Raw genomic sequence first — 24,763 nt, forward strand, 5'->3', positions numbered from 1 at the left:
GAAGTGCTCCCGGCGGGAACCCGTCTGGCCCGCGGGCGTTGATGTCGGGCGGTACCGGCGCCGGGGCCAGGATTGACTGGCCGATGCGGTTGTCGGAGCGCAAGAGGCGGTCGGAGCGGGGAGTTTGGCAGGGTCAACCGGTGCGTCGGGCGATTTCGCCGCGCCGGGGTTCTGCCACAACCTCATCGTGTTCTGACCCTGATGACGCCGCGTTTGCCATATGCGATGCAGAGGTGGGGTTAATTCTCGAGTTATCCGGCGACACGTCGCTGCGAGAAGGGGAAACATGTCTAAGACCAGAGAACTGCTGCTCGCGGGCACCATGGTGCCCGCGCTCATGCTGTCCCAGCCGGGCCTGGCGAACGCGCAAGCGGTTCCCGGACATATGATCCTGGCGCAGGCGCCAAACGAGCAGGACCCACGCCGCCCGCGCCCGCCGGGGCTGCCGCCGCAGCAGCAGCGGCCACAGGCTCCGCCGGCCCAGGCGCCGCGGCCCATGCCACCAGCCGCCCAGCCGCAACAGCCGCGTCCGCAGGCTCCGCCGCCGGCCATGGCGCCACGGCCCATGCCGCCCGCGGCCCAGCCGCAACAGCAGCGTCCGCCGGCCATGGCGCCGCGCCCGATGCCCCCCGCCGCGCAACCGCAGCAACCGCGCCCGGTGCCGCCTGCGGCCCAGCCGCGCGAGCCGCGCCCGCCGGTCGCGCCTCCGGCCATGGCTCCGCGTCCGGTGCCGCCCGCTGCCCAGCCGCAATTGCCGCGACCGCCGGTGGCGCAGCCGCCCGCGACGCAGCGGCCGGCCACGCCCGGATTGCCGCCGCCCGGCAGCTTCACCGGCCGGCCCCCGCAAGGCCAGCCGCCCATTCCCGGCCAGCCGCCGGTCGGACAGCGTCCGGGTGTTCCGGGCCAGCCGCCGGTCACCGGTCAGCCGCCCATTCCCGGCCAGCCGCCGGTCGGCCAGCGCCCGGGGGTTCCGGGCCAGCCGCCGGTCACCGGCCAGCCACCCATTCCCGGCCAGCCGCCGGTCGGTCAGCGCCCGGGTGTTCCGGGCCAGCCGCCGGTCACGGGCCAGCCCCCCATTCCTGGCCAGCCGCCGATCGGTCAGCGCCCGGGTGTTCCGGGCCAGCCGCCGGTCACCGGCCAGCCACCCATTCCTGGCCAGCCGCCGGTCGGCCAGCGCCCGGGTGTTCCGGGCCAGCCGCCGGTCACGGGCCAGCCACCCATTCCTGGCCAGCCGCCGGTTGGCCAGCGCCCGGGTGTTCCGGGCCAGCCGCCGGTCACCGGCCAGCCGCCCATTCCGGGCCAGCCGCCGGTCGGCCAGCGCCCCGGTCTGCCCGGCCAGCCGGGTGGCGCAGGCTTGCCGCCCATCCCCGGCCAGCCGCCGGTCGGCCAGCGTCCGGGCGTTCCTGGCCAACCGCCGATCCCGCCGGTCACCGGCCAGCCGCCGATTCCGGGGCAGCCGGGCCAACCGGGCCTGCCGCCGCCCGGCAGCTTCACCGGCCGTCCGCCGGGACCCGGCCAGCCGTCGGTGCCGCAGGTGGGCCAGCCGCAGGTTCCGGGCCAAGGCCAGATCCCGCAAGGCCAGCCTCCGTTCGGCCAGCGCCCCGGTGGCCCCGGCCAACCGCCGTTCGCCGGCCAACCGCCCTTCGGTGGTCCTGGACAACCTCCGGGCGTGCCGCCCGGTGCCCCGCCGCCGCGCACCGGCTCGCGGATCGGCCCGGCCGGCGCGCTCGCCATTGGCGGCGCGGCGGGCCTGGTCGGCGGCTTCCTGATCAGCCGCGGCACCCGCGGCAATATCGACGAGGTTCGCCAGCAGCGGCAGGAGTTCAGCCGCGACGGGGTCATGGTTATCCAGGAGCCGGGTCGCACGATCGTTCGTGACGGCGACGGCATCTTCATGCGCCATGACGAGACCTCCCGGTTCCGCGATCTCGGCGGCGACATCCGGACCGAACGGCGCAACGGCCAGATCTATTCGGTCTATGACCGTCCGGGCGGCGTGCAGGTGATCACCGTCACCGACGACAATGGCCAGCTGCTCCGCCGCATCCGGCGCTTCCCCGACGGACGTGAGGTGATCCTGATCGACAACAGCTATCGCGGTCCGCCGAGGACCTTCGAGGAGCAGGTCATCGTGCTGCCGCCGCCGCGCATGGAGATCCCTCAGGATCGCTATGTGCTGGATGCCGGTGAGGCCGACGAGGGTCTGATCTACGAAACGCTGTCGGCGCCTCCGGTCGCGCCTTTGCCGCGGCGCTACACGCTGGACGAGGTGCGTTACAGCCCGGCGGTGCGCGCCTATACGCGCAGCGTCGACATCAACACGATCAATTTCGAAACCGGATCATGGACGGTGTCGCCGGATCAGGTCCAGCGCCTGGCGGCTCTCGCCCAGGCGGTGAACCAGGCGGTGCAGCGCAACCCGAACGAGGTGTTCCTGATCGAAGGCCATACCGACGCGGTCGGCACGGATGTCGACAACCTGTCGCTGTCCGACAATCGGGCGCAGGCGGTCGCCACCATCCTGACCCGCAACTTCAATGTGCCGCCGGAAAACCTGACCTCTCAAGGCTATGGCGAGCAATATCTGAAGGTGCAGACGCAGGGGCCGTCACGCGAGAACCGCCGCGTCACGGTGCGCCGGATCACCGATCTCCTGGCGCAGCAGCAGCAACAGCAGCAGTCGCAGCAGCCTCAACAACAGCCGCAGTGACGGCCGCAGCGCGTGGATGAGTGGCGCCGCCTTCGGGCGGCGCCATTTTTTTGCCTGCCGTGTCATCGCTCGAACGATGTCTCAGGCCTTCGGCGGCGCATCGACGCTCTGTGCCGTGAAAGGCAGATTGCGCACCGCGGTCCATGGCACGTCGAAACGGGTCATGAATTTCAGCCGGAAGGTCATCCGGCTCATCTTCCAGCCGTCGGCGGTGCGCACATAGTCGTCGTCTTCGATCGCCGACATCCAGGAGGGCGTGTCGCCTTCGGTCAGGGTGCAAGCCTGCCAGAGCATCCAGCGGCCGGTCGCCGCGTCGCCGTCGATATCGATCAGCGGATTCAGGAAGTAATGCATGGCGAAGCTCCAGCCGCCCTTGCGCACGAAGGCGTGGATGGCCGCGCGTCCCGTGAAGACGCCGAAATGCTCGCCGCCGTCCCAGATCGCATCCTCGGTGAACAGCCCGGCCTGCAGCTCGGCCAGCCGGTCGAGTTCGTCCTGGGGCTTGCGCCGGTGGTCGTCGGTATATTTCTCGTCGGCATATTTGGCGTAGCGCGCCTTGAGGTGCCGGATCGCCTCGACGTCTTCGAGGCGGCGAATGCGGTGTTCAAGCGTGGTCATGCGAGCTCTCCTCGGCGGGCCGGGCGCGGGCGGTCGGTGCCGTTATCGTTAGCGCGAGGCCGCGCGGCGGACTGCCGGAGAGAATGCGGATCAGCCCGGCGCGGGTGAGGGAGCCGCCCGGGCCGACAGTTGCCGCGCTTCAGCCGGGCTGAAGAAGCAGGACTTCAGCCGGGCTGAAGAAGGACTTCAGCCGGGCACTCCGTGGCTCAGCAGCTCGCGGGCGATGATCGAGCGCTGGATCTGGTTGGTGCCCTCGTAGATCTGGGTGATCTTGGCGTCGCGATAGAGCCGCTCGACCTCGAAGCCCCTGATATAGCCGCTGCCGCCGAAGATCTGCACGGCATTGGCGGTCTGGGCCACGGCCATGTCGGCGGCGAAGCATTTGGCCATGGAGCAGTAGATCGTCGCCGACCGGCCGGTCTCGAGCGCCTCGGCCGCGTTGTGGACCATGAGCCGCGCCGCCGTGATTTCCTTGGCCATGTCGGCCAGCATCCATTGCAGGCCCTGGAACTCGGCTACCGCCTGGCCGAACTGCCGGCGCGTCCTGGCATAGTCGAGCGCGGCCTCCAGGCCCGCCTGGGCAATGCCGACGGCAAGCGCCGCGATGCCGACACGGCCCTTGTCGAGCGCGCTCATCATGATGTGGAAACCGCGGCCCTCGGTGCCGAGCAGGGCATCGGCCGGCAGTTCGACGCCGTCGAACTGCAGCCCGCCGACCTGCGAGGCGCGCTGGCCCATCTTGTGTTCCTTGGGTCCGCGCGACACGCCCGGCCGGTCGAGTTCGACGATGAAGATGCTCATGCCGCGCTTGCCGGCGGCCTTGTCGGTGCGCGCCAGCACGAAGCCGACATCGGCGACCGGGGCATTGTGGATCCACAGCTTGGAACCGGAGAGGCGCCAGCCGGTGGCCGTGCGTTCGGCTGTGGTCTTGATGCCGGAGACATCGGTGCCGGCCTCGGCTTCGGTGATGCAATAGGCCGGGCGGAAATCGGCCTTGAGCAGGCTCCCGAGCCATTTTGCCTGCTGTTCCGGGGTGCCGTGCACCGACAGGAGCGTGGCGATCAGCTCGTAGAGGCCGCACTGGTCGGCAATGGATGCATAACCGCGCGACAATTCCTCCATGACCAGCGCATAGGCCAGCGGATCGAGCCCGGCGCCGCCGAGCTCGGCCGGCGTGGTGATGCCGAACAGGCCGAGCTCACCCATCTGCCGGTAGATGTCGCGCGGAAAGGCCTCGTCGCGGTCGAGCGCCTCGGCCTGCGGGCGAATGACCTCGTCGGCGAAGCGACGGGCCGTGCGGCGGATTTCCTGATGGGTTTCGGAGAGTTGCATGGTGGGGGCTTTCGGGTGTCTAGGACGGACGAAGCATTCGAATGGCGCTGCATTCCGGTTGGCCGTCCTTCGAGGCTCGCTTCGCTCGCACCTCAGGATGAGGGGAGTTGGGGAATTGCATTGCCGTTGCTCATGCGGCGGAACGGATGATGCACGCCTTGCACCGCCACTGTTGCAATTCTCGACGATCCTCATCCTGAGGTGCGAGCTCTTGCGAGCCTCGAAGGACGGCCAACCGAACTGCAACAGGAAAGGCCTCAGCCCGCAGCCGCGACCCATTTCATGATGTGGGTGCCGGCCAGGCAGAGCTCGCCGTCCTGGTTGGTCACCTCGACTTTGGACCTGCTGCGGCCCTTGGCTTCGTCGATCTCCTCGATCGTGTAGCGGGCGGTCAGCGTGTCCTGGATGAAGACGGGTTTCAGGAAGCGGATCCTGTCATAGCCGAGCGACACCGAGACGCCGGTCGAGCCGCGCTCGGTCGAGCGGCGCGACATCATCGAGGCGGTGGTCGACAGGAGCCCCATGACCAGCGCGCCATGGGCGATGCGCCGGCCGAAGGCGGTCTTGCGGGCATAGTCTTCGTTGACGTGGATCGGATCGAAATCGCCGGTCAGGCCGGAGAACAGCACCAGGTCGGCTTCGGTGATGGTCTTGGCGAAGGTCGCGGTCTCGCCAATCTCGAGGCGGGTCGTGTTCATGCGCGGCCTCCGATGCCGAAAAAGCGCGCGACTTCCTCGGCCTGGCCCTCCAGCATGACCTTGCCGCCGAGCGCGACGCAGCCGAGGCCACGGGCATGCGCGAGCAAGGGCGTCACCTCCGGCTTCATGATGATATCCACCACCAGAATATCGGCGGTCAGGCCGTCGAGCGGCGTGGGGAAGCCGTCGCCCGGCGCCATGCCGATCGGCGTGGCGTTGATCAGGGTGTCGTGGCCGGTGATCTCGGGCGCGCCGGCGCTGACCTCGCAGGCCGGATAGGCCTTGGCGACACGATCGGCGAGGGCTGCCGCCTTGGCGGGGTCGACGTCGGAAATCCTGAGCTTTGCCGCGCCGGCATCGGCCACCGCCACGGCGACGGCACTGCCGCCGCCGCCGGCGCCCATGAGCATGATGCGACGGCCGCCGAGCCGGATGTCGCGTTCGCTCAAGCCCCGGATGAGGCCTCGGCCGTCGAACATGTCGCCGGTCCAGCTGCCGTCGGTCTCCCGGCGCATGGCGTTGACCGCGCCGACCTTGGCCGCCATGGGCAGGACGTGGTCGAGGAGCGGGATGACCCGCGCCTTATAGGGCACCGTCACCATCATGCCGTCGAGATTGCCGATCGCCATCAGGCCGCGGACGGTTTCCTCGAAGCGGTCGGGGTGGACATGGACCGGAATCTTTACCGTGTTCATGCCGGCGGCGGCGAAACGCGGATTGAACACGCCGGGTGATTTCACCTGAGCGATGGGATCGCCGATAATGGCGTAGAGCCGGGTGGCGCCGTCGATCAGGACTTGCTGGTTCAGGGGATTGGTCATGACCTCCACCGTCATTCCGCCGCCACCTGGCGGGTGCCGACTTGCGCGAATTCGGCCTCGGCCAGATGGGCCGGCGGCGCGCGCCGCGGCCGGCCGCCGAGATGACCGGCGAGCCCGATCGGCTCGGGCCGGAACAGCCGCTGGTCCATCAGCTTCAGCTCGGACGAGACGCGCGGCCGGAAACCCATGCGGCCGATGACGTCGCGTTCGACGTCGATGCCCGGAGCGATCTCGATCAGCTCGACGCCGTCGGGACCGAGCCGGAACACGGCGCGTTCGGTGACATAGAGCACGCGCTGGCCGCGCTCGGCGCCGTAGCGGCCGCTATAGGTGATCTGCTGGACCGCCTCGACGAGCTTGGCCTGGGGCCCATCCTTGACGATGCGCATGGCGCCGTCGCCCCAGCCGATCTCGGATTTGCCGGCGGTGAAGGTGGCGCTGAAGATCACGCTCTTGGCGTTCTGGCTGATATTGATGAAGCCGCCCGGACCGACGATGCGGTCGCCGAAGCGGCTGACATTGACATTGCCGGAGGCGTCGACCTCGGCGAAGGACAGGAAAGCGAGGTCGAGCCCGCCGCCGTCATAGAAATCGAACTGATAGGGCTGGTCGACGATCGCCATGTAGTTGCGGGCAGCCCCCGCGTCGCCGCCGGATGCCGGCGCGCCGCCGATCAGGCCTTGCTCGTTGGTGAGGCACACCTCGTCGAGCACGCCCTCCTCGGCCGCGACATTGGCGATGCCGGTGGAAATGCCGGAGCCGAGATTGCAGATCGCGCCGGGGAACAGTTCGAGCGCGGCGCGCCGGGCGATGACCTTGCGGGCGTCGAGCGGCAGAACCGGAATGTCCGACAGCGGCATGCGCAGCTCGCCGGCATAAGACGGGCTGTATTCGACCAGATAGGTCTGCCACTGGCCCGGCTCGACCACGACGAGGTCGACCAGGATGCCTGGGATCTTGACCGATTTCGGCGGCAGCGTGCCGCGCTTGGCGATGCGCTTGACCTGGACGATGACCAGGCCGCCGCAGCGCTTGGTGGCCTGGGCCTCCGACAGCATTTCCAGGAACACGGCCTCCTGCTCCATGCTGATATTGCCGTCCTCGTCGGCGGTGGTGCCGCGCAGGAAACAGACGTCGATGTGGAAGGACTTGAAGAACAGGTAGTCTTCGCCGCGGAAATCGACCCGCTCGACCACGCCTTCGGGCGCGCAACGGCTCTGCCGGCCGCCGCCGTGGCGCGGGTCGACGAAGGTGTGCAGGCCGGTCTTGGTCATCAGGCCCGGCCGGCCGGCGGCGATCTCGCGCATCAATTGCGAGAGCGCGCCTTGCGGCAAGGTGTAGCCCTCGACCTTGTCGGCGATGGCCATGTCGGAAATGCCGGGCGAATTGACGAAGGTGCCGCAGACGATGCGCTTCAACAGGCCTTCATGGGCGAAATGTCCGGCGCCCCGGTTGGCGCCGTCGCCGAGGCCGACCGGATGCACGGCGGTAATGTCGCGCGGCAGGCCTTCGGCCAGGAAACGGCGTTCGACGGCGGCCATCAGGGCCTCCGGGACGGCATGACCGCCACCGGAACCGCCGATGACGATGGTGTCGCCGGAGCGGATCAGTTTGACGGCTTCGTCCGCGCTCACGCGTTGCACGGTACCCTCCTGATGTTCACGACAGCTGGCCCGCGAAATGGCAGGCGACGAGATGGTTGGGGGCATGTTCGACGAGCGCCGGCGGCTCGCTGGCGCAGATCGGCTTGGCGAGAGGGCAGCGTGTGCGGAAGCGGCAGCCCGACGGCGGGTCGACGGCGCTCGGCGGTTCGCCGGTGAGCTTCAGATGCGAGCGGCCGCGTTCGACCGCGGCGTCCGGGATCGGCACGGCCGAGATCAGGTAGCGGGTATAGGGATGCAGCGGCCGGTCGAAGACGGCATCGGCGGGAGCCACTTCCATGACCTTGCCGAGATAGAGCACGACGACACGGTCGGAGATGTGGCGCACCACCGCCAGGTCATGGGCGATGAACAGATAGGTCAGCCCGAAGCGATCCTGCAGATCGAGCATCAGGTTGATGATCTGGGCCTGGATGTTGACGTCGAGCGCCGAAATCGGTTCGTCGGCCACGATGAAATCCGGCTTCACCGCGAGCGCCCGGGCGATCGAGATGCGCTGGCGCTGGCCGCCGGAGAACTCATGCGGGAAACGCTCGGCTGAGCGTGGGCTCAGGCCGACGGTCGCGAGCAGGTCCTCGACCCGCTCCCGGGTTTCGGCGGCTGTGGTCGTCAGGCCGTGGAAGCGCAGCGGCTCGCCCAGGATGTCGGCGACGCTCATGCGTGGATTGAGCGAGGCATAGGGGTCCTGGAACACCATCTGCATGCGCCGGCGCAGCGGCCGGATCTGGCTCTGCTTGGCCTGGGCGATGTCGGTGCCGTCGAAGCTGATCTCGCCGGCGCTCGGCTGGTGGATGCGCATGACGACGCGGGCCAGCGTCGACTTGCCGCAACCGGACTCGCCGACGAGGCCGACGGTCTCGCCGCGATAGACGTCGAGATCGACATGATCGACGGCATGGACATAACGATAGGGCTCGAAGAAGCCGCTTTTCGGCAGGGCGAAGTGCTTGACCAGCCCGCGCACCCTGAGGATCGGCGTGCCCTCGTGTTTCGGCCCGGCCCGGCGCGCCGACGGCGTGCCGGGCGCCTGGGCTGCAGTGGCGTGACGTTGCTTCAGCGCGAGGGTCTCGCCGCCCTGGGTCACCCAGCAGCGGGCCTTGCGGCCGGGCAGGACCTCGCCGAGATCGGGATGCTCGTCGCAGCGCGCGACCCGGAACGGGCAGCGCGGCGCGAAACGGCAGCCGGCCGGCATGTTCAAGGGATCCGGCGGCTGACCATCGATGGTGGTCAGCCGGCGGTCGCCCGAGGTCGTCTCGTCGATGCGCGGCACGGCGTTGATCAGCGCCCAGGTATAGGGATGGCGCGGGTCTTTCAGCAGGCCTTCGGTCGGGCCTTCCTCGACCACCTCGCCGCCATACATGACGATGGTGCGGGTGCAGACCCGGGCGATGACGCCGAGATCATGGCTGATCAGCACGATGGCGGTGCCGAAATCGCGGTTGAGCTCGCGCAGCAGGTCGAGGATCTGCGCCTGGATGGTGACGTCGAGCGCGGTGGTCGGCTCGTCGGCGATCAGCAGCGCCGGCTCGTTGCTCATGCCGAGCGCCAGCATCACGCGCTGGCGCATGCCGCCGGAGAACTGGTGCGGATAGCTGTCGACGGCGCGTTCCGGCGCACTCACCCCCATGCGCCCGAGCAGGTTGACAGCGCGCTTGCCCGCTTCTTCCGGCGTATAGCGGCCATGGACCACCATGGTCTCGATCAATTGCTTGGCGATCTTGATCACCGGATTGAGCGAGGTCATCGGATCCTGGAACACCATGGCCAGGCGGTCGCCGCGCAGGTTTCGCAACTCCTCCGCCGAGGCCTTCAGCAGGTCCTTGCCCTGGAAGCGGATCTCGCCGCCGACGATGCGGCTCGGTTCGTCCAGGAGCCGCATCAGGGAGAGCGCCGTGACGCTCTTGCCCGAACCGGATTCGCCGACGATGCCGAGCGCTTCGCCGGCGGCGACCGAGAAGCTGACGCCGTCGACGGCGCGCACCACGCCCTCGTCGGTGAAGAACTGGGTGTGCAGGTCGGTGACTTCGAGGGCCGGCGTGACGGCCTGGCCGTCCGGTGGCTTGATGTTCATGTTCATCGGGCCACTCACCGTTTTCTCGCGCGCGGATCGAGCCAGTCGCGGACGCCGTCGCCGAGGAAGTTGAAACCGAGCACGATGGTCAGGATGGCGATGCCGGGGAAGGTGGCGACCCACCATTGCTGAACCAGCTCGCGGCCCTCGGCCACCATCGAGCCCCATTCGGGGGTCGGGGGCACCACGCCGAGCCCCAGGAAGGACAGGCCGGCAAAGGTGATGATGGCGTTGCCCACGTCCAGGGTGACCAGCACGATCAGCGGCCCGATCGAGTTCGGGATGATGTGGCGGATCAGGATGCGTGCCGGACTGAGGCCGATGACCATGGCGGCCTCGACATATTCCTGCGAGCGCTGGACCAGCACGAGGCTGTGGGCGAGGCGGGCGAATTTCGGCCACCAGACCACCAGCATGGCGATGATCGTGTTGAGCGTGCCGATGCCGAGCGCGGCCGCGATGGCCAGTGCCAGGATGATCGGCGGAAAGCACAGCACGAGGTCGGTGATGCGCATGATCACCTCCTCGGTCCGGCCGCGCGCATAAGCCGCGAAACCGCCGACCAGCGTGCCGAAGACGGCGCCGACGATGACCACCACGAAGCCGGTGGTGAGCGAGATGCGGGCGCCGTAGAGCAGGCGCGTCAGCACGTCGCGGCCCAGCACGTCGGTGCCGAGCCAGTGCTGCCAGGAGGGCGGCTGCAGCCGGTTGGTGACGTCGACGGCGTCGGGCTTGTAGGGCGTCAGCCAGGGCGCCACCAGGGCGATGACGACCCAGAGCAGGACGATGGCTGCGCCAATGGCGGCCAGGCCATAGCGGCGGCGCCAGCGCTGCGCCTTGGTGGCGACCGGTGCGATGACGCGGGCGGTCGCGGCCTCGTGATCCGCGGTGACGGTCATCGTTTCACCCTCGGGTCGAGCAGCGCGTAGCTGATGTCGATGATCAGGTTCACCAGGAGGTAGACCAGGGCGACGATCAGGGTGATGCCCATGATCGCCGGAAAATCGAGGGTGGCGGCGCTGCGGAAGGTGTAGCGGCCGAGCCCCGGCCAGGAGAATACCGTCTCGGTCATGACGGCGCCGGTGAGCAGGTTGGCATAGGCTAGGCCGCCGAGCGTGACCACCGGGATCATCGCGTTCGGCAGGACATGGCCGACGATGACGGTGAAGCCTTTCAACCCCTTGGCGCGTGCCACCCGGACATAGTCCTGCTGGATGCTCTCCAGCATGCTGGCGCGCATGGTGCGGGTGATCAGGCCGAGGGTTGCTGCCGCCAGCACGATCGAGGGCAGGACCAGGTGGGCCGCGGCGTCGCGGAACATCTCCCAGTCGCCGGCGACGATGGTGTCGATCAGGAGCAGGCCGGTGACGGTGGGCGGCGGCAGGGCGATGGCGTCGAGCCGGCCGGGACCGGGGGCGATTTCGAGCCCGCCGTAAAAGATCGCCAGCATGATGAAGGCGAGCCAGAAGGTCGGCGAGGACACGCCGACCAGCGAGACCACGCGGGCCACGTGGTCGATCCAGGTATCACGCCAGACGGCGGCCATGATGCCGAGCGGAATGCCGGTGACCAGGGCCAGAAGAAAGCTGATGGTGGCGAGTTCGAGGGTCGCCGGGGCGAATTGCGCGATGTCCTCGAGCACCGGCCGCTGCGAGGCGATGGAGACGCCGAGGTCGCCCTGGACCAGTCCCTTCAGGAAGATCAGGTAGCGCTCCCAGAGCGGCAGATCGAGCCCCCATTTGGCCCGCCATTCCGCGACGAATTCCTTGTTGGAGGCGGCGATGTCACCGAGCTGCGCCAGGATCGGGTCGCCCGGCACCATGTTGGAAATCAAGAAGATCACCAGGGTCGCCATGATCGCCATCATGACGGTGATGCCCAGTCGCGAAACGATGAAGCGTACCATGGGCTAGCTCCCCGCGAACCTGGGGGAACAGGGGCGCCCGAGGCGGGCGCGGGAAGACAGGGGAGCAGCAGCCGATAAGCCGCGCATGGGGCGGGCGAGCATGTTTCCTCCGGTATTTTTATTATTTAGATCGTTCTAAATTCCGGATGACGCGGTGTCAATCCCAACGTAGTGTATCCGGAAATCAGCCCGGCGCATCTGAAAACAAGGCCGGGACGAGGGGGAGGCATGGCGGGTCGGCCGCGCGCGGCGGAGCAGCAGGATCGGGGCCGGGCCGGTGTCTCCGCCGGGGCTCGGCGGGCGCTATTTGCGCGGCGGACCGCTCGATTCCCGCAACATCAGCTTCGGCTGCAAAATGACCCGGCGCGCCGGTGCATCGGGATCTTCGATCCGTTCGAGCAAGAGCTTGGCGGCGGCATGGCCGATGCCGACCGAGTCGATCTCGACGGTCGACAGCGCCGGCATCCACAATTCGGCTTCGGCGAGGTCATCATAGCCGACGACCGCGAAGTCGCGACCGGGTTCCTGGCCGATCTGGCGCAGGCCGAGCATGACGCCGAAGGCAAGGACGTCGTTGAAGCAGACGGCGGCGGTCGGCGGGTCGGGCTGCGCCAGCAGGGCCTTGACGGTCTGGGCGCCGAAGCTGCGGGTCGCCGGTCCGGGCTGGATCAAGGCGGGATCGATGGCGATGCCGTGGTCGGTCAGCGCCTGGCGGTAGCCGGCGCGCCGCTCGGCGCCGGTCGAGACCAGGTCGTTGCCGCCGATCATGGCGATCCGGCGATGGCCGAGCCCGATCAGATGGGCGGTCGCCATGCGCATGCCGGCCTGGTTGGCGTGGCCGGCATAATCGAGGCCGGAGCCGGCGATGTCGCGCGAGATCAGGACGCAGGCGACGCCCTGTTCCTTCAGCCGGCGAAGCGTGTCGCGCGAGGTGCCCTGGGCCGGGCAGATCGCCAGGCCGTCGGCGTTATATTCGCGCATGGTGGCGATGAACTGGTCCTGGCGGGCCGGATCCTCGTCGGAATTGGCGATGAACACGGTGCGGCCGAGATCGAGGAACGAGCGCTGGATCGCCGCCGTCAGCTCGGTGAAATAGGGGTTGGTGATCTCGTTGATCGACACCCCGATGGTGTGGGTGTGCTGGGTGCGCAGGTTGGCCGCGCCGCGGTTGTAGACATAACCGAGCACCCGGCAGGATTCGAGCACCTTGAGCCGCGTCTTCTCGGCCACCAGCGGGCTCTTGCGCAGCACCAGCGACACGGTGGCGCGCGACACGCCGGCATGGATCGCCAGGTCGTGCAACGTCACACGCTGCGGTCTCACGACGCTTTTCGGCTCACCGCTCATGCCTTGTCGTGTGCCCCCGGGCGCCAATCCCAAATCTGTCCTTATTGGAAAGGAATGCGCGATGGAAGATGAGGTTCTACTGATAAAAGACGGCTTCGTCGCGGAAATCGTGCTCAACCGCCCGGCCAAGCTGAATGCCGTGACCCCCGCCATGGCGGCGCGGCTGGAGCGCCTCTGCCGCGAGATCGATCGCGACGACGGGGTGCGCGCCGTGCTGATCCGCGGTGCCGGGCCAAGGGCCTTCTGCGCCGGCAGCGACCTCAACGCGCTGGCCGAATATCCGAGCTCCTGGGCTTTCCGCAACCGGGTGGAATATGCGACCGCCGTGCGCGACATGCGCAAGCCGGTGGTGGCGGCGCTGCACGGCTGGGTGCTGGGCGGCGGCGCGGAGACGGCGCTGTCGGCCGATATCCGGGTGATGGGGCGCGGCGCCCGCCTCGGCTTTCCCGAAGTGCAAAGGGGCTGGGTCGGTGGCGGCGGCGCCTCGCAGATGCTGCCGCGCCTGATCGGCTACGGCCAGGCGATGAAGCTGCTCCTGACCGGCGATCCGATCGACGCGGCGGAGGCGCATCGTCTCGGCCTGGTCGAATATCTGGTCGACGATGACAAGGTCGAGGCCGAGGCGCGCGCGCTCTGCCGGAAATTTGCCGGCTTCAGTCCGGTCGCCGTCGAAGCGGTCAAAGCCTCGGTTCGCATGGCGCTGGCCTCGACGCTCGCCGCCGGGCTGCGCTACGAAAACGAGATGAACACGCTGTGTTTCGCGGCGGGCGATCACATGGAGGGCATCCGGGCCTTCCAGCAAAAGCGCGACGCGGAGTTCAAGCAATGACCCTCGGGATCGCCGTCGTGGGCCTCGGCATGGCCCACAAGCCGCATATCCAGAGCCTCCGGGAGCTCGGCGACCGCGCCCGGATCGTCGCCTGCCAGGCGCCGAGCGCCGAGCGCCGCCAGGCCTTCTCGCAGGCCCATCCGGACCTGCCCGTGGTGGCCGATCTCGACGCGGTGCTGGCCGACCCGGCGGTCGACGCGGTGATCCTGCTGACGCCGCCGATGACCCATCTCGACCTGACCGCGCGTTGCGCCGCCGCCGGCAAGCATGTGCTGCTGGAAAAGCCGCTCGACGTGACCGTCGAGCGGGCCGAACGCTCGGTCGCCGCGATGACGGCGGCCGATCGCCGGTTCGGCGTGGTGCTGCAGCATCGGTTCCGGGCCGCTTCGCTGAAACTCGCCGCGATGGTCAGGAGCGGCACATTCGGGGCGCTGGTTTCGGGCTCGGCGTCGATCCGCTGGTGGCGGTCGCCCGACTATTTCGCCCAGGCCGGGCGCGGCATGAAGGCGCGCGACGGGGGCGGCGTGCTGCTGACGCAGGCGATCCATACGCTGGATCTGTTCCAGAGCCTGACCGGCCGGATCACGCAGGTCTCGGCCATGGCCAGGACCTCGCCGTCGCGGGCGATCGATACGGAAGACATCGTCGCCGCCGCAGTTCGTTTCGAGAACGGTGCGATCGGCGCGATCGACGCCACCACTGTGGCTTTTCCGGGTTTTGCCGAAAGGATCGAACTCGCCTGCGAGCATGCGACCGCGGTGCTGGAGGCCGAGACGCTCAAGGTCTATTTCCGCGACGGCCGGGTGGTCGTCCATGAGGGCGGCGAATCGAAAAGTGGCGGTGCCGACCCCATGGCCTTTTCGCATGAGGCGCATAAGGCGGTGATCACCGACTTCCTGGACGCGATCGAGGCCGGGCGCGATCCCGCCGTCAGCGGGCGCGAGGCGCTGAAGGTCCACCATCTGATCGACGGCCTGCTGGCCTCCGCGGGCGCCGGCGCAACACGGGACATCCCATGACCAACAAGCGTGTCTTCCTGACCCACACGCCCGACATGCTGGCCAATTATTATGGCCCGCGCGCCGTCGCGGCGCTCCGCGACATGGCCGAGGTGGTGATCAATCCCACCGGCCGGGTGCTGGACGCCGAGGCTCTGGTCGAGGCGGCGGCGGGCGCCGCCATCATCGTCTCCGACCGGCTGACGCCCGGCTACGGCGCCTTCTTCGAGAAGGCGCCCGACCTTGTCGCTTTCCTGCGCTGCGCGGTCGACATCCGCAATGTCGATGTCGCCGAGGCAAGCCGGCAGGGCATTCTGGTGACCCGCGCGACGCCGGGCTTCATCGCATCCGTCGCCGAACTCGGCTTCGGCATGATGATCGATCTCGCCCGTGGCGTCTCGGCTGCGGTCGGCAGCTATCGCGCGGGACTGGCACCGGTGCCGCGCACCGGCCGGCAATTGCGCGGCTCGGCGATCGGCATCATCGGCTATGGCGCGATCGGCCGCACCATGGCCGACCTTGGCCGGGCCTTCGGCATGCGGGTGCTGGCGAGCGATCCCTACAAGACGATCGACGAGGACGGGGTCGAGCAGGTGTCGTTCGAGACCCTGCTGGCCGAAGCCGACTTCGTCATCTGCCTGGTGGTGGCAACGGATGCGACCGAGAACCTGATGAACGCCGCGGCCTTCGCGCGGATGAAGCCGTCGGCCTTCTTCGTCAATCTGTCGCGCGGCAACCTGGTCGACGAGACGGCGCTCGCCGCCGCCCTCGATGCCGGGCAGCTCGCCGGGGCGGCCATGGATGTCGGCCGCGCGCCCGACCAGATGCCGTCGCTGGAACTCGCGCGCCGGCCGGATGTCGTCGCCACCCCGCATACCGGCGGGCTGACGCCGGCGGCGATCGAGCATCAGGCTTTCGATACGGTCGGCCAGGTGCGTGCATTGCTCGCTGGCGAAGTGCCGCCGGGCGCGGTCAATAGCGACGCCGCGGCGCGGCTCGGCCGGCTGAAATAGGGGAGGCGATCATGACCGCGACCGAGGGCAGCGGCATGCCCGGCCTCAAGGCGCCGCCCGGCGCCACCGACACCCATTTGCACGTCTACGATGCCGGTTATCCGCTGGCGCCGAACGCCGCGAGCAAGCCGCCCGCCGAGGCGAGCGTCGAACATTACAAGGCGGTCCGCGCCCGGCTCGGGCTGAGCCGGGCGGTGATCGTCCAGCCCTCGGTCTATGGCACCGACAATGCCTGCACGCTCGCCGGCATCAAGGCGCTCGGCGGCGCGGTCGCCCGCGGGGTCGCCGTGGTCGACGACCAGGTGCCCGACGAGGTGCTGGAGATGCTGACATCCGGCGGCATGCGCGGCGCGCGCTTCCTCATGATGCCGGGAGGCGCCATCCCCTGGGACCAGCTCGACCGGATCGCGGCCAAGGTGCAGAACGTCGGCTGGCACGTGCAGTTGCAGATGGACGGCCGGCTGCTGCATGAGCGCATCGCGCAGATCCGGTCGTGGCCGGGCCGGATCGTCATCGATCACGTCGGCAAGTTCCTCGAGCCGGTGCCGGTCGACGGCCCGGCTTTCCGGCTGCTGCTCGATCTGGTCGGGAGTGGGCGGGTCTGGGTCAAGCTGTCGGCGCCCTATGAGGTGTCGAAGACCGGCGCGCCCGGCTACGAGGATGTCAGCCGGCTGGCCCGGGCGCTGGTCAAGGCGGCGCCCGAGCGCATGCTCTGGGCCAGCAACTGGCCGCATCCCGGCATGAACCCACGGCCGGACGAGGCGCATCTTCTGGATATCCTGGCCGACTGGGCTCCCGACGAGGCCGACCGTCGCAAAATTCTGGTCGACAATCCCGCGGAGGTCTACGGCTTCTAGCAGGAGAGACTTGCGTGACGCCGGCCGCGCAAACTGACTAGACTTCCGGCCCGGAGCATTTGAACCGCCAAGCATAACGAACCTTCGGGAAAGAGCAGGGGAACGGACAGATGAGCAAGCCTTCCGATCGTGGCCGGTCCACGCCACCGTCCGAAACGACCGGTCACGCCGCCATCAGCCGCAGGCGCTTTGCGGGCCTCGTCGGTGGTTCCGCGGCGCTGGTCGCGGCACCGCGCATCGCCGCCGCGCAGGCCTACCCGGCCCGCCCGGTGCGGGCCATCGTCACCTTCGCCCCTGGTGGCACGGTGGATGTCTATGCCCGGCTCGCCTGCCAGCACCTGTCGCAGAAGCTCGGCCAGCAATTCGTCGTCGAGAATGTCGCCGGCGCCACCGGCAATCGCGGCACGGCGCAGGCCGCGCGATCGGCGGCCGACGGCTATACGCTGCTGTTCGCGCTCAGCACCCATGCCGTGAACGCGTCGATCTTCAGCAACCTGCCTTATGATCCGGTCGCCGATTTCGTGCCGATCAACCTGTCGGTGTCCTCGACCCATGTGGTCTCGGCCCATCCGTCGGTCGCCGCCAAGGGCGCCCGCGAATTCGTCGCCGACCTGAAGGCAAGACCCAACCAGAACTATGCCCATGGCGGCATCGGCACGCAGGGCCATCTGCTCGCCGAACGCCTGAAAGTCACGCAGAATCTCGACCTGGTGGCCGTCACCTTCCCCGGCGCCGGGCCGGCGATCCAGGCGGTGGTCTCGAACCAGATCTCGAATGCCTGGACCACCATGGCGTCCGCCGGGCCGATGATCGCCGGCGGCCGCCTGAAGGCGCTGGCCGTCACCGGCCAGTCGCGCTCACCGCTCCTGCCCGACGTGCCGACCATGGCCGAGCAAGGCTTTCCCGAGGTCACCGGCGACACCTGGGTCGGCATCATGGCGCCCAAGGGCACGCCGGACGAGGTGGTGACGACCATCAACCGCGAGATCGCCGAGTTCCTGCAGCAGCCGGCGACCCGCCAGCGCCTCGCCGATGTCGGCTTCGACGTGGTCAACAAGGGACCGGCCGAGTTTGCCTCGGTGTTGAAGGACGAGATCGTGTTCTGGAAGAAGGTGGTCGAGGAGACGAAGGTCAGGATCGAGTGAGGTTGGCCGGGCCGATCTCTCCCATGAGCACGATGAAAAGCTCAACCAAATCAACCCTCTCCCAGAGGGAGAGGGTGGCGCCGTCAGGCGCCGGGTGAGGGGCGTGAGCGTTGGAAGTCAGCGCCAACGCACCCGCCGCATGCTGCCCTTTCCGGAGATGGACGACCCCTGACCCGGCAGCTGACGCTGCCACCCTCTCCCTCTGGGAGAGGGTCGATTTGGCGGAGCCAAACACCGGCTCCCGACCCTCTGGCCGAGAGCCGGGCCGGCCGATCAGGCCGAGACCGGTTTCACGTCGTACATGTCGAGCATCCAGCCGGCCGCGGTCAGCGGCAATTTCGACAGGTTGCTGCGCACGGCGATCTGGTAGATCGGCTGGAACAGCATGATCAGGTTGGCCTGATCGACCAGCCGCTTCTGATATTCCACCCAGAGATCGGCCTGTTTCTTGGCGTCGGTCTCGGCCGCGGCGTCGCGGACGAGCTTGGTGACGTCGGCCGGCACCTCCCAGTGCACACGCTTGGCGACGCGCTCGACGGTCGCCGCCGCCCAGAGCAGGTTTTCCACCGCCGGCGGGTTCCAGAAGGTCAGCAGGCCGCCCTGCGCCTTGTTGCCGGTATAGGTGGTGCGCAGGTTGACCTGGTCCATCGGATTGAGCTTGGCGCGGATATTGACCCGGGCGAGGTCGGCCTGGATCTTCTGCGCCAGCGTCTGATAGGTCACGCCGGCGATCGCGGCATTGCCATAGGCGATCTCGAATTCGAAACCGTCGGCCAGGCCCGCGCCCTGCAGCAATTGCTTCGCCTTGTCGAGATCCTGCCGGAAGCCGATCTGCTTGGCGATTTCCTCGGTCGAGCCGGAGACGCCGATGGGCAGGAAATGGGCCGGGTGCAGGGCGGCGCCGCCGAGCAGGTTCTTGATGATGCCATCATAGTCGATGGCATAACCGATCGCCTGGCGGGCGCCCTTCTGGGCCAGGGCCTTGTTGTATTCGACCTCCTGGGTCACCGCCATGTAAACGAAGTCCAGGCTGGTGAGCGCTTCCAGCCGCAGGTTCGGATCGGCCTTGATGGTCGAGACCTGTTCGGGGATCAGGTTGAAGGCAATGTCGATATCGCCGCGGCGGATCGACAGGAGCTGGGCCGCGCTGTCGCCGATATGGCGGATGATCACCCGCTCGAACGGCGGCTTGCCGCGCCAGTAATTGTCGTTGCGGGTGAACTGGATCTGGGCGCCGCGCTCCCAGCGGGTCAGCCGGTAGGCGCCGGTGCCGGCCGAATTCTCGTTCAGCCAGGTGGTCGCCTTGTCCTTGGTCTTGGCCTCGCGGCTGGCGTCGCCGCCATGCTGCTCGACCAGCTTGCGGTCATAAACGACGAAGCCAGGCGCGGCGATGATGGTCAGCAGCGGCTGGGTCGGGTCTTTCAGGATGATGTCGACGGTCTTGGCGTCGACGATCTCGGTGCGCTCGACATGCGAGATATATTGCGAGGTCTGGTCGCCGAGATGGAGCACGCGGTCCATCGACCACTTGACGTCCTCGGCGGTCATCGGATTGCCGCTGGCGAATTTGACGTTCTCGCGCAGCGTGAAGCGCCAGCCCTTGCCGTCGGGCGTGCGGTCCCATTTGGTGGCGAGCGACGGGCGAATGGTGATGTAGTCGCCGGGCGCCATGGTGACGAGCATGTCGTAGGCGGCGAGCAGCGTCATCGGCGGCGTATATTGCGCCTGGCGGGCCGGATCGAGGGTAATGGTGTCGCTGATGTCGATGCCGATCACCAGCGTGTTCCTGCGCGTCTGGGCATAGACCCGCTCGGGCAGGCCCGCCGCGATCGCCGCACCGCCAATGCCGAGCAGCTTCATCAGCTCGCGCTTGGTCATCCAACCCTTATCGAAGGCCATTATCGTTTCTCCCTGGATCGTGTTGATGCGCCAAGGTTCGAGCCCGGCGGCGGTTATTCTTTGGATCGATCTAAATCGACGGCGCGAAAAAGTCCTCTGCCGCCGTCGCCGACATGGGACGCGAACTTTGCGTCGGGTCGCCGCTGCCGTCAATCCGCGCGATGACGCAAGGACAACAGGCAGGACAGGCGCGGTTCAGGCCGGCGTCTCTCCTTGCGGCTTCAGCCGGGTCAGCAACGCGGTCTCGCCGTCCTGGACCACGGTGCCGTGCTGATTGGTGACCGTGAAGCCGAGCGTCGCGATGCCGCGATCGCCCTTGCTGGTGAGGCGTTTGGCCTTGACCTCGACCAGGACGCCGATGCGGTCGCCGGCCAGGATCGGGCCCTTGAAGTTCCAGTTCCAGCCGAGGGATGCCACCGCCATGATGCGCACCGACGAGCGGTTCTTCAGCCCGTCGGCCATGGCGAGGCCGAGCAGACCATGGGCGACGCGTGCCTGGAAGCCTTGTGAACGGGCAAATTCGTCGTCCATGTGCAGGTCGAAGAAGTCGCCGGAGAGACCGGCGAAACCGACGATATGGGCATCGGTGATGACGATGTGGCCGGTCCGGTAGTGGTCGCCGACATCGAGGTCCTCGAACCAGTATTCGCCGGGCGCGAGCAGCCTCGGCTGTTCCGTGCTCATGGCAGTCCCCGTCACAGCTTGGAAATGGACAATCCGCCGTCGACATGGACGACTTCGCCGGTGGAATAGGCGAGGGCGCCGCTGGCCAGCGTCGCGACCGCTTGGCCGACATCCTCGGGCTCGCCCCAGCGCGCGATCGGCGAGAAGCCCTCGGCGAACATCCGGTCGTAACGTTCCCTGGCGACCGCGGTCATGCCGGTGCGGATGACGCCGGGACGGACCTCGTAGGTGTGGATGCCCTCGCCCGCGAGCCGCAGCGCATAGACCTTGCTCATCATGCTGAGCCCGATCTTGGAGATGCAATATTCCGCGCGGTCGGGGGAGGCGGCTTCGGCATTCATCGAGGATATGGTGATGATGCTGCGAAAGCCGCCCGACGGTGACTGGGTCATCCGCTTCGCCACGCCCTGGGTGATGAAGAAGGGGCCGCGCAGGTTGGTGCCGATCAGCCGGTCGAAACTGTCGGGCGAGACGTCGAAAATGTCGCCGCGCGTCTTCACGGATATGCCGGCATTGTTGACCAGGCAGTCGATGCGACCGAAGGCCGACCATGCCGCCTCGACCAGAACTCCCTGGCCGGCGAGGTCGGCGATGTCGCCGGGCACGGCCCTGGCCTCGACGCCGCGGGCCTCGATGGCCTTGAGTGTTTCGTCGAGATCGGGCGAGGCGGCGAGATCGTTGACGACAAGACTGAACTTGCGATCGGCCAGGGCCAGCGCGATGGCGCGGCCGATACCGCGTCCGGCCCCGGTGACGAAGGCGACCTGTGATGGGTGCTGGGCCATGCCCTGTCCTCGACTTCCGCCAGGCGCTGTCGCGCGCCGGCTCTCCCTTGGCGATCTCGCGGCGGTATCGGCTCCAGCGAAGCGCGATCCGCTCGTTCTTGGCTATTAGAACGATCTAAATCGCGGGCGATGTCAAGACATGAAGCGGCCGTCTCGCCGTGCCGCGATCAGCCTAGGTGACGCTGACGCCGTAGGCGACGCCGTCGCGACCGGGGTCGGCGCCGCCTTCGAGACGGCCTTCGGGCGTGACGCGGATGCCATGGACCACGCCGAAATAGTGGCTCATTGGATTGCGGATGACCTCGTAGCCCATCGCCTCGAGCGGCTCGGTGGTCCAGCGCGGGATGCGGTTGGTGACGTCGATGGCGTTGCTGGTGGCGGAGAAGCGTGGCGCGCTCACCGCCTGCTGCATGTCCATGCCGAAATCCACGACATTGAGGATCGCCTGCAGCACGCCCATGACGATCTGCGTGCCGCCGGGCGCGCCGATCACCAGCTCGACCTTGCCTTCGTTGAACACGATGGTCGGGCACATGGCGCTGAACCGGCTCTTGCCGGGCGCGATGCTGCCGGCGCGGCCCGGGCGCGGGTCGAACACGCCCATGCAGCCATTATACATGAAGCCCAGCCCTTCGGTGATCACGCCGGAGGGCATGCCGAGCGAATGGGTGACGGTGACGCAATTGCCCTCGGCATCGACCACGCTGACATGGGTGGTATCCCTAGGCACTTCGGAGGCCTGGTAGCGGGTGACATGGGCCTTGATCCCGGCCTTGATCTCGGCCGCCGCCTCGCGGCCATAACGCTTGGACAGGAGATGCTCGACGGGAATGTCGACGAAACGGGGATCGCCGACATGGCGATCCTTGTCGATGGTCGAGCGCTTCATCGTCTCGCAGACCACCCGAATATATTCGGGACTGTTGTGGCCGAGCGCGCGTAGGTCGAAATTCTCCAGGATGTTGAGCATCTGGACCAGCATGATGCCGCCGCCGGGCGGCTGGTTGGTGGTGATCCGGCGGCAGCGATAGCTGCCCTCCAGCGGCGCCTGAACGGCCGGTTCGAAGGCGGCGAGATCTTCGGCGCCCATCAAGGCGTCATGGGCGGCCATGTCGCGGGCGATCCTGCCGCCGATCTCGCCGGTGTAGAAATCCTGCGCGCCGGCCGCGGCGATGCGCCGGAGCGTCGCGGCGTAGTCGGGATTGCGGATGAGTTCGCCGAGGCGCTTCGGCGAGCCGTCCGGCCGGCGGTAGAGCGCGCGACCGGCGGCGGTGTAATTGACCCGGTCCTGGTTGGAGGCGCGGCCCATGCTGCCTTCGTCGGTCCAGAACGAGACGACCGCCGGCCGCACCAGCCAGCCGTCCTCGGCGAAGCGGATCGCCGGCGCCAGCACCTCGGCCCAGGTCAGGCGGCCATGCGCGCGATGCGCGGTGTCGAGCGCCTTGAGGGTGCCGGGCACGGCGATCGAGCCATAGCCGACATCGTTGACGCCGCCCTTCAGGATGAAGCCGAAACCGTCGCGGGTCTCCCCCTCGATCAGATCCTGCCACATGGTGGGCGTGGCTTTCAGCGGCGCCGGCGCGTGGAAGTCGATATAGTCGTGGCTCTTGCCGGGCTTGTAGATGCCCATGCTGCCGAAGCCGGCAATGCCGCACATCAAGGGATCGACCACGGTCTGGACGAGCGCCGCGGCGACCGCCGCGTCCACCGCATTGCCGCCGTGCATCAGCATCAGCGCGCCGGCTTCGGCCGCTTCGGGCTGGGCGGCAACGACCATCGCATTGTCCATGGCTGGCTCTTTCCTTCGGTGATGCGGATGGCGCGTCAGCGCCAGCGCTGCATGTAGAAACGCGGGTTCTCGTCCGGCCAGGTCCGATAGGCGAGGTCACTGGTGAAGGCGGTCACCGACGGGTTGGTGTAGAGCGGCAGGACAAAGACATTGTCGGCGATCTTGCGCAGGATCAGGCCGTAGAGCCGCTTGCGCTCGTCCGGGTCGATGGCGGTGGAGGCGGCATCCGCCCAGGCCTTGATCTCGGCATCACGCACCATGTCGTCGGGCAGGTGGGTGAAGAACGGATTGACCATGGCGGCGGTGTCGTTGAGCGAATAGGAGCCCCAGGACGTGTCGACCAGGCGCGCCTGGCCCTTGTGCTGGCGGTCACGCACCGCGGCATAGGCCATGAAGGCGAGGCGCGGGCGAATGCCGGCGGCGGTCAGGAAACCGTTCAGCGCCTCGATGCGCGGGCGCGAGCGGAAACCGAGGATCTCGGTGTCGAAGCCGTTGGGATAACCGGCCTCGGCCAGCAGCTGGCGGGCTTTCGCCGGGTCATAGGGAATGCGGCGGACATCGGTGGTGCAGCCGAACTGGGTCTCGAAACAGAAGGCGTGCCAGCTGCGCGAGCCGGCGCCGATCAGGTTCTTGACGATGGCGTCGCGGTCGATCGCGTAAGCAACCGCCTCGCGCACGCGCCGGTCCTGGAACGGGTTGGCGCCGGAGCGGCCTTCGACGTCGAACTGCAGGAAGATGATCCGCATGGTCTCGGCCGACAACACCGAGATGTTGGGCACGGTGGCGAGTTTCTGCGCCGTCTCCTCCGGCAATTGACTGATCCAGTCGATGCCGCCGGCCATCAGCTCGGCCATCTGGGTGCCGCTGTCGGGCACGACACGCATGATGACCCGGCGGATCGACGGCCGGCCCTTGGGACTGTCGGCCATATAGGCCGGATTGATCTCGAACTGGGCTTCCTTGCCGGGATCCCAGCGGGTGAAGCGATAGGGGCCTGTGCCGATCAGCCGGTTCGCCGGCACCATGCGGCCGGCGCCGGCATCGCGGTAAAAACCATCGGGCATGATGGCGATCGGGCCGGAGAGATATTCGATCGCCGCCGGGAAGGGCGCATGCAGCAGCAGGCGAACCTGGTGCGAGCCGGTTTTCTCGGCGTGGCGGATCCAGTTCACATTGCTCGGATTGTTGACCTTGTTGGCGGGGTCGATGACGAAATTGAGGGTGTAGACGACGTCATCGGCCGAGAAGGCCCGGCCGTCGTGAAAGGTGACGTCGCGGCGCAGGTCGAGCTCCAGCGTCAGCGGGTCGATCCAGCGCCAGGCGGTGGCGAGCAGGGGTTTGTATTCGGAGGTGTCGGGGTCGCGATGGATCAGCGTGTCCCAGACCATCTGGCCGATGAACAGGACGCCCTCGCGGAACGAGTTGTAATAGGGTTCGCCCGAGGGAATGGCGAAGGTGGAGGCCCAGCGCAGCGTATCGTCGCGCTTGCCGGCCTGGACCGGCGCGGCCCAGGCGATCGCGAATGCCAACAGGAAGGCCGTCAGGCTCATCCGCCGCTGCCTCGTCGAAAAGGCTCTCATACCGTCCCCCCCGTGCAACG

Annotated in this window: 21 protein-coding genes; 6 read left to right on the plus strand and 15 right to left on the minus strand. The window is 68.0% G+C overall.

What is annotated here, in order from left to right; translation table 11 throughout:
- Positions 1-133: 133 nt before the first annotated feature.
- On the minus strand, positions 134-1,576 hold the full coding sequence (locus AC07WJ_RS05745) for a hypothetical protein (protein ID WP_494933545.1): 1,443 nt from the start codon (positions 1,574-1,576) through the stop codon (positions 134-136).
- 93 nt (positions 1,577-1,669) lie between these two features.
- Here AC07WJ_RS05745 and AC07WJ_RS05750 point away from each other — a divergent pair, with 93 nt between their 5' ends.
- The gene (locus AC07WJ_RS05750; protein ID WP_494933546.1) at positions 1,670-2,710 is read left to right on the plus strand and encodes an OmpA family protein; all 1,041 of its coding nucleotides are present in this window, start codon (positions 1,670-1,672) and stop codon (positions 2,708-2,710) included.
- Between the two features lie 81 nt (positions 2,711-2,791).
- On the opposite strand, the gene AC07WJ_RS05755 is transcribed toward AC07WJ_RS05750, so the two are convergent.
- The 9 genes from AC07WJ_RS05755 to AC07WJ_RS05795 form a co-directional block, all read right to left on the minus strand.
- Positions 2,792-3,328: a nuclear transport factor 2 family protein gene (locus tag AC07WJ_RS05755; protein ID WP_494933547.1), complete on the minus strand. Its 537-nt coding sequence runs from the start codon at positions 3,326-3,328 to the stop codon at positions 2,792-2,794.
- Between the two features lie 186 nt (positions 3,329-3,514).
- Positions 3,515-4,660 (minus strand): acyl-CoA dehydrogenase family protein, encoded by a 1,146-nt coding sequence (locus AC07WJ_RS05760; protein WP_494933548.1) that lies wholly within the window; start codon positions 4,658-4,660, stop codon positions 3,515-3,517.
- A gap of 257 nt (positions 4,661-4,917) precedes the next feature.
- Positions 4,918-5,358, minus strand: a complete 441-nt coding sequence (locus tag AC07WJ_RS05765; RefSeq protein ID WP_494933549.1) for a MaoC family dehydratase — start codon at positions 5,356-5,358, stop codon at positions 4,918-4,920.
- The gene (locus AC07WJ_RS05770) at positions 5,355-6,194 is read right to left on the minus strand and encodes a shikimate dehydrogenase family protein (RefSeq protein ID WP_494933550.1); all 840 of its coding nucleotides are present in this window, start codon (positions 6,192-6,194) and stop codon (positions 5,355-5,357) included. The genes AC07WJ_RS05765 and AC07WJ_RS05770 overlap by 4 nt, the downstream gene beginning before the upstream one ends.
- Positions 6,191-7,822, minus strand: a complete 1,632-nt coding sequence (locus tag AC07WJ_RS05775; protein WP_494933551.1) for an acyl CoA:acetate/3-ketoacid CoA transferase — start codon at positions 7,820-7,822, stop codon at positions 6,191-6,193. The genes AC07WJ_RS05770 and AC07WJ_RS05775 overlap by 4 nt, the downstream gene beginning before the upstream one ends.
- Before the next feature lie 16 nt (positions 7,823-7,838).
- Positions 7,839-9,917 (minus strand): ABC transporter ATP-binding protein, encoded by a 2,079-nt coding sequence (locus tag AC07WJ_RS05780; RefSeq protein WP_494933552.1) that lies wholly within the window; start codon positions 9,915-9,917, stop codon positions 7,839-7,841.
- An 8-nt stretch (positions 9,918-9,925) separates the two neighbouring features.
- Positions 9,926-10,810 (minus strand): ABC transporter permease, encoded by an 885-nt coding sequence (locus AC07WJ_RS05785; RefSeq protein ID WP_494933553.1) that lies wholly within the window; start codon positions 10,808-10,810, stop codon positions 9,926-9,928.
- Positions 10,807-11,817: an ABC transporter permease gene (locus AC07WJ_RS05790; protein ID WP_494933554.1), complete on the minus strand. Its 1,011-nt coding sequence runs from the start codon at positions 11,815-11,817 to the stop codon at positions 10,807-10,809. The genes AC07WJ_RS05785 and AC07WJ_RS05790 overlap by 4 nt, the downstream gene beginning before the upstream one ends.
- Before the next feature lie 303 nt (positions 11,818-12,120).
- Positions 12,121-13,140 (minus strand): LacI family DNA-binding transcriptional regulator, encoded by a 1,020-nt coding sequence (locus tag AC07WJ_RS05795; protein ID WP_494933555.1) that lies wholly within the window; start codon positions 13,138-13,140, stop codon positions 12,121-12,123.
- Between the two features lie 85 nt (positions 13,141-13,225).
- Here AC07WJ_RS05795 and AC07WJ_RS05800 point away from each other — a divergent pair, with 85 nt between their 5' ends.
- The 5 genes from AC07WJ_RS05800 (at position 13,226) to AC07WJ_RS05820 (ending at position 18,006) form a co-directional block, all read left to right on the plus strand.
- Positions 13,226-13,993 (plus strand): enoyl-CoA hydratase/isomerase family protein, encoded by a 768-nt coding sequence (locus AC07WJ_RS05800; RefSeq protein WP_494933556.1) that lies wholly within the window; start codon positions 13,226-13,228, stop codon positions 13,991-13,993.
- Positions 13,990-15,012: a Gfo/Idh/MocA family protein gene (locus AC07WJ_RS05805; protein WP_494933557.1), complete on the plus strand. Its 1,023-nt coding sequence runs from the start codon at positions 13,990-13,992 to the stop codon at positions 15,010-15,012. The genes AC07WJ_RS05800 and AC07WJ_RS05805 overlap by 4 nt, the downstream gene beginning before the upstream one ends.
- The gene (locus AC07WJ_RS05810) at positions 15,009-16,004 is read left to right on the plus strand and encodes an NAD(P)-dependent oxidoreductase (RefSeq protein WP_494933558.1); all 996 of its coding nucleotides are present in this window, start codon (positions 15,009-15,011) and stop codon (positions 16,002-16,004) included. Before AC07WJ_RS05805 ends, AC07WJ_RS05810 begins: the two co-directional genes overlap by 4 nt.
- 11 nt (positions 16,005-16,015) lie before the next feature.
- On the plus strand, positions 16,016-16,861 hold the full coding sequence (locus AC07WJ_RS05815; RefSeq protein WP_494933559.1) for an amidohydrolase family protein: 846 nt from the start codon (positions 16,016-16,018) through the stop codon (positions 16,859-16,861).
- Between the two features lie 110 nt (positions 16,862-16,971).
- Positions 16,972-18,006: a Bug family tripartite tricarboxylate transporter substrate binding protein gene (locus AC07WJ_RS05820; protein ID WP_494933560.1), complete on the plus strand. Its 1,035-nt coding sequence runs from the start codon at positions 16,972-16,974 to the stop codon at positions 18,004-18,006.
- 273 nt (positions 18,007-18,279) lie between these two features.
- Here the strand turns inward: AC07WJ_RS05820 and AC07WJ_RS05825 are convergent, their stop codons facing one another.
- From AC07WJ_RS05825 to AC07WJ_RS05845, 5 genes are all read right to left on the minus strand, one after another.
- The gene (locus AC07WJ_RS05825) at positions 18,280-19,905 is read right to left on the minus strand and encodes an ABC transporter substrate-binding protein (protein WP_494933561.1); all 1,626 of its coding nucleotides are present in this window, start codon (positions 19,903-19,905) and stop codon (positions 18,280-18,282) included.
- A 195-nt stretch (positions 19,906-20,100) separates the two neighbouring features.
- A complete protein-coding gene (locus tag AC07WJ_RS05830; RefSeq protein ID WP_494933562.1) occupies positions 20,101-20,589 on the minus strand; it encodes a MaoC family dehydratase in 489 nt (162 codons plus the stop codon).
- An 11-nt stretch (positions 20,590-20,600) separates the two neighbouring features.
- Positions 20,601-21,374, minus strand: coding sequence for a 3-ketoacyl-ACP reductase (locus AC07WJ_RS05835; protein WP_494933563.1), 774 nt, complete (start codon positions 21,372-21,374; stop codon positions 20,601-20,603).
- 172 nt (positions 21,375-21,546) lie between these two features.
- Positions 21,547-23,163 (minus strand): gamma-glutamyltransferase, encoded by a 1,617-nt coding sequence (gene ggt / locus AC07WJ_RS05840; protein ID WP_494933564.1) that lies wholly within the window; start codon positions 23,161-23,163, stop codon positions 21,547-21,549.
- Between the two features lie 35 nt (positions 23,164-23,198).
- Complete coding sequence (locus tag AC07WJ_RS05845) at positions 23,199-24,713, minus strand: ABC transporter substrate-binding protein (protein ID WP_494933565.1); 1,515 nt, start codon at positions 24,711-24,713, stop codon at positions 23,199-23,201.
- Between the last annotated feature and the right edge of the window lie 50 nt (positions 24,714-24,763).

It is taken from the genome of Phreatobacter sp. GW821-FHT04C01 (genome assembly GCF_059420385.1).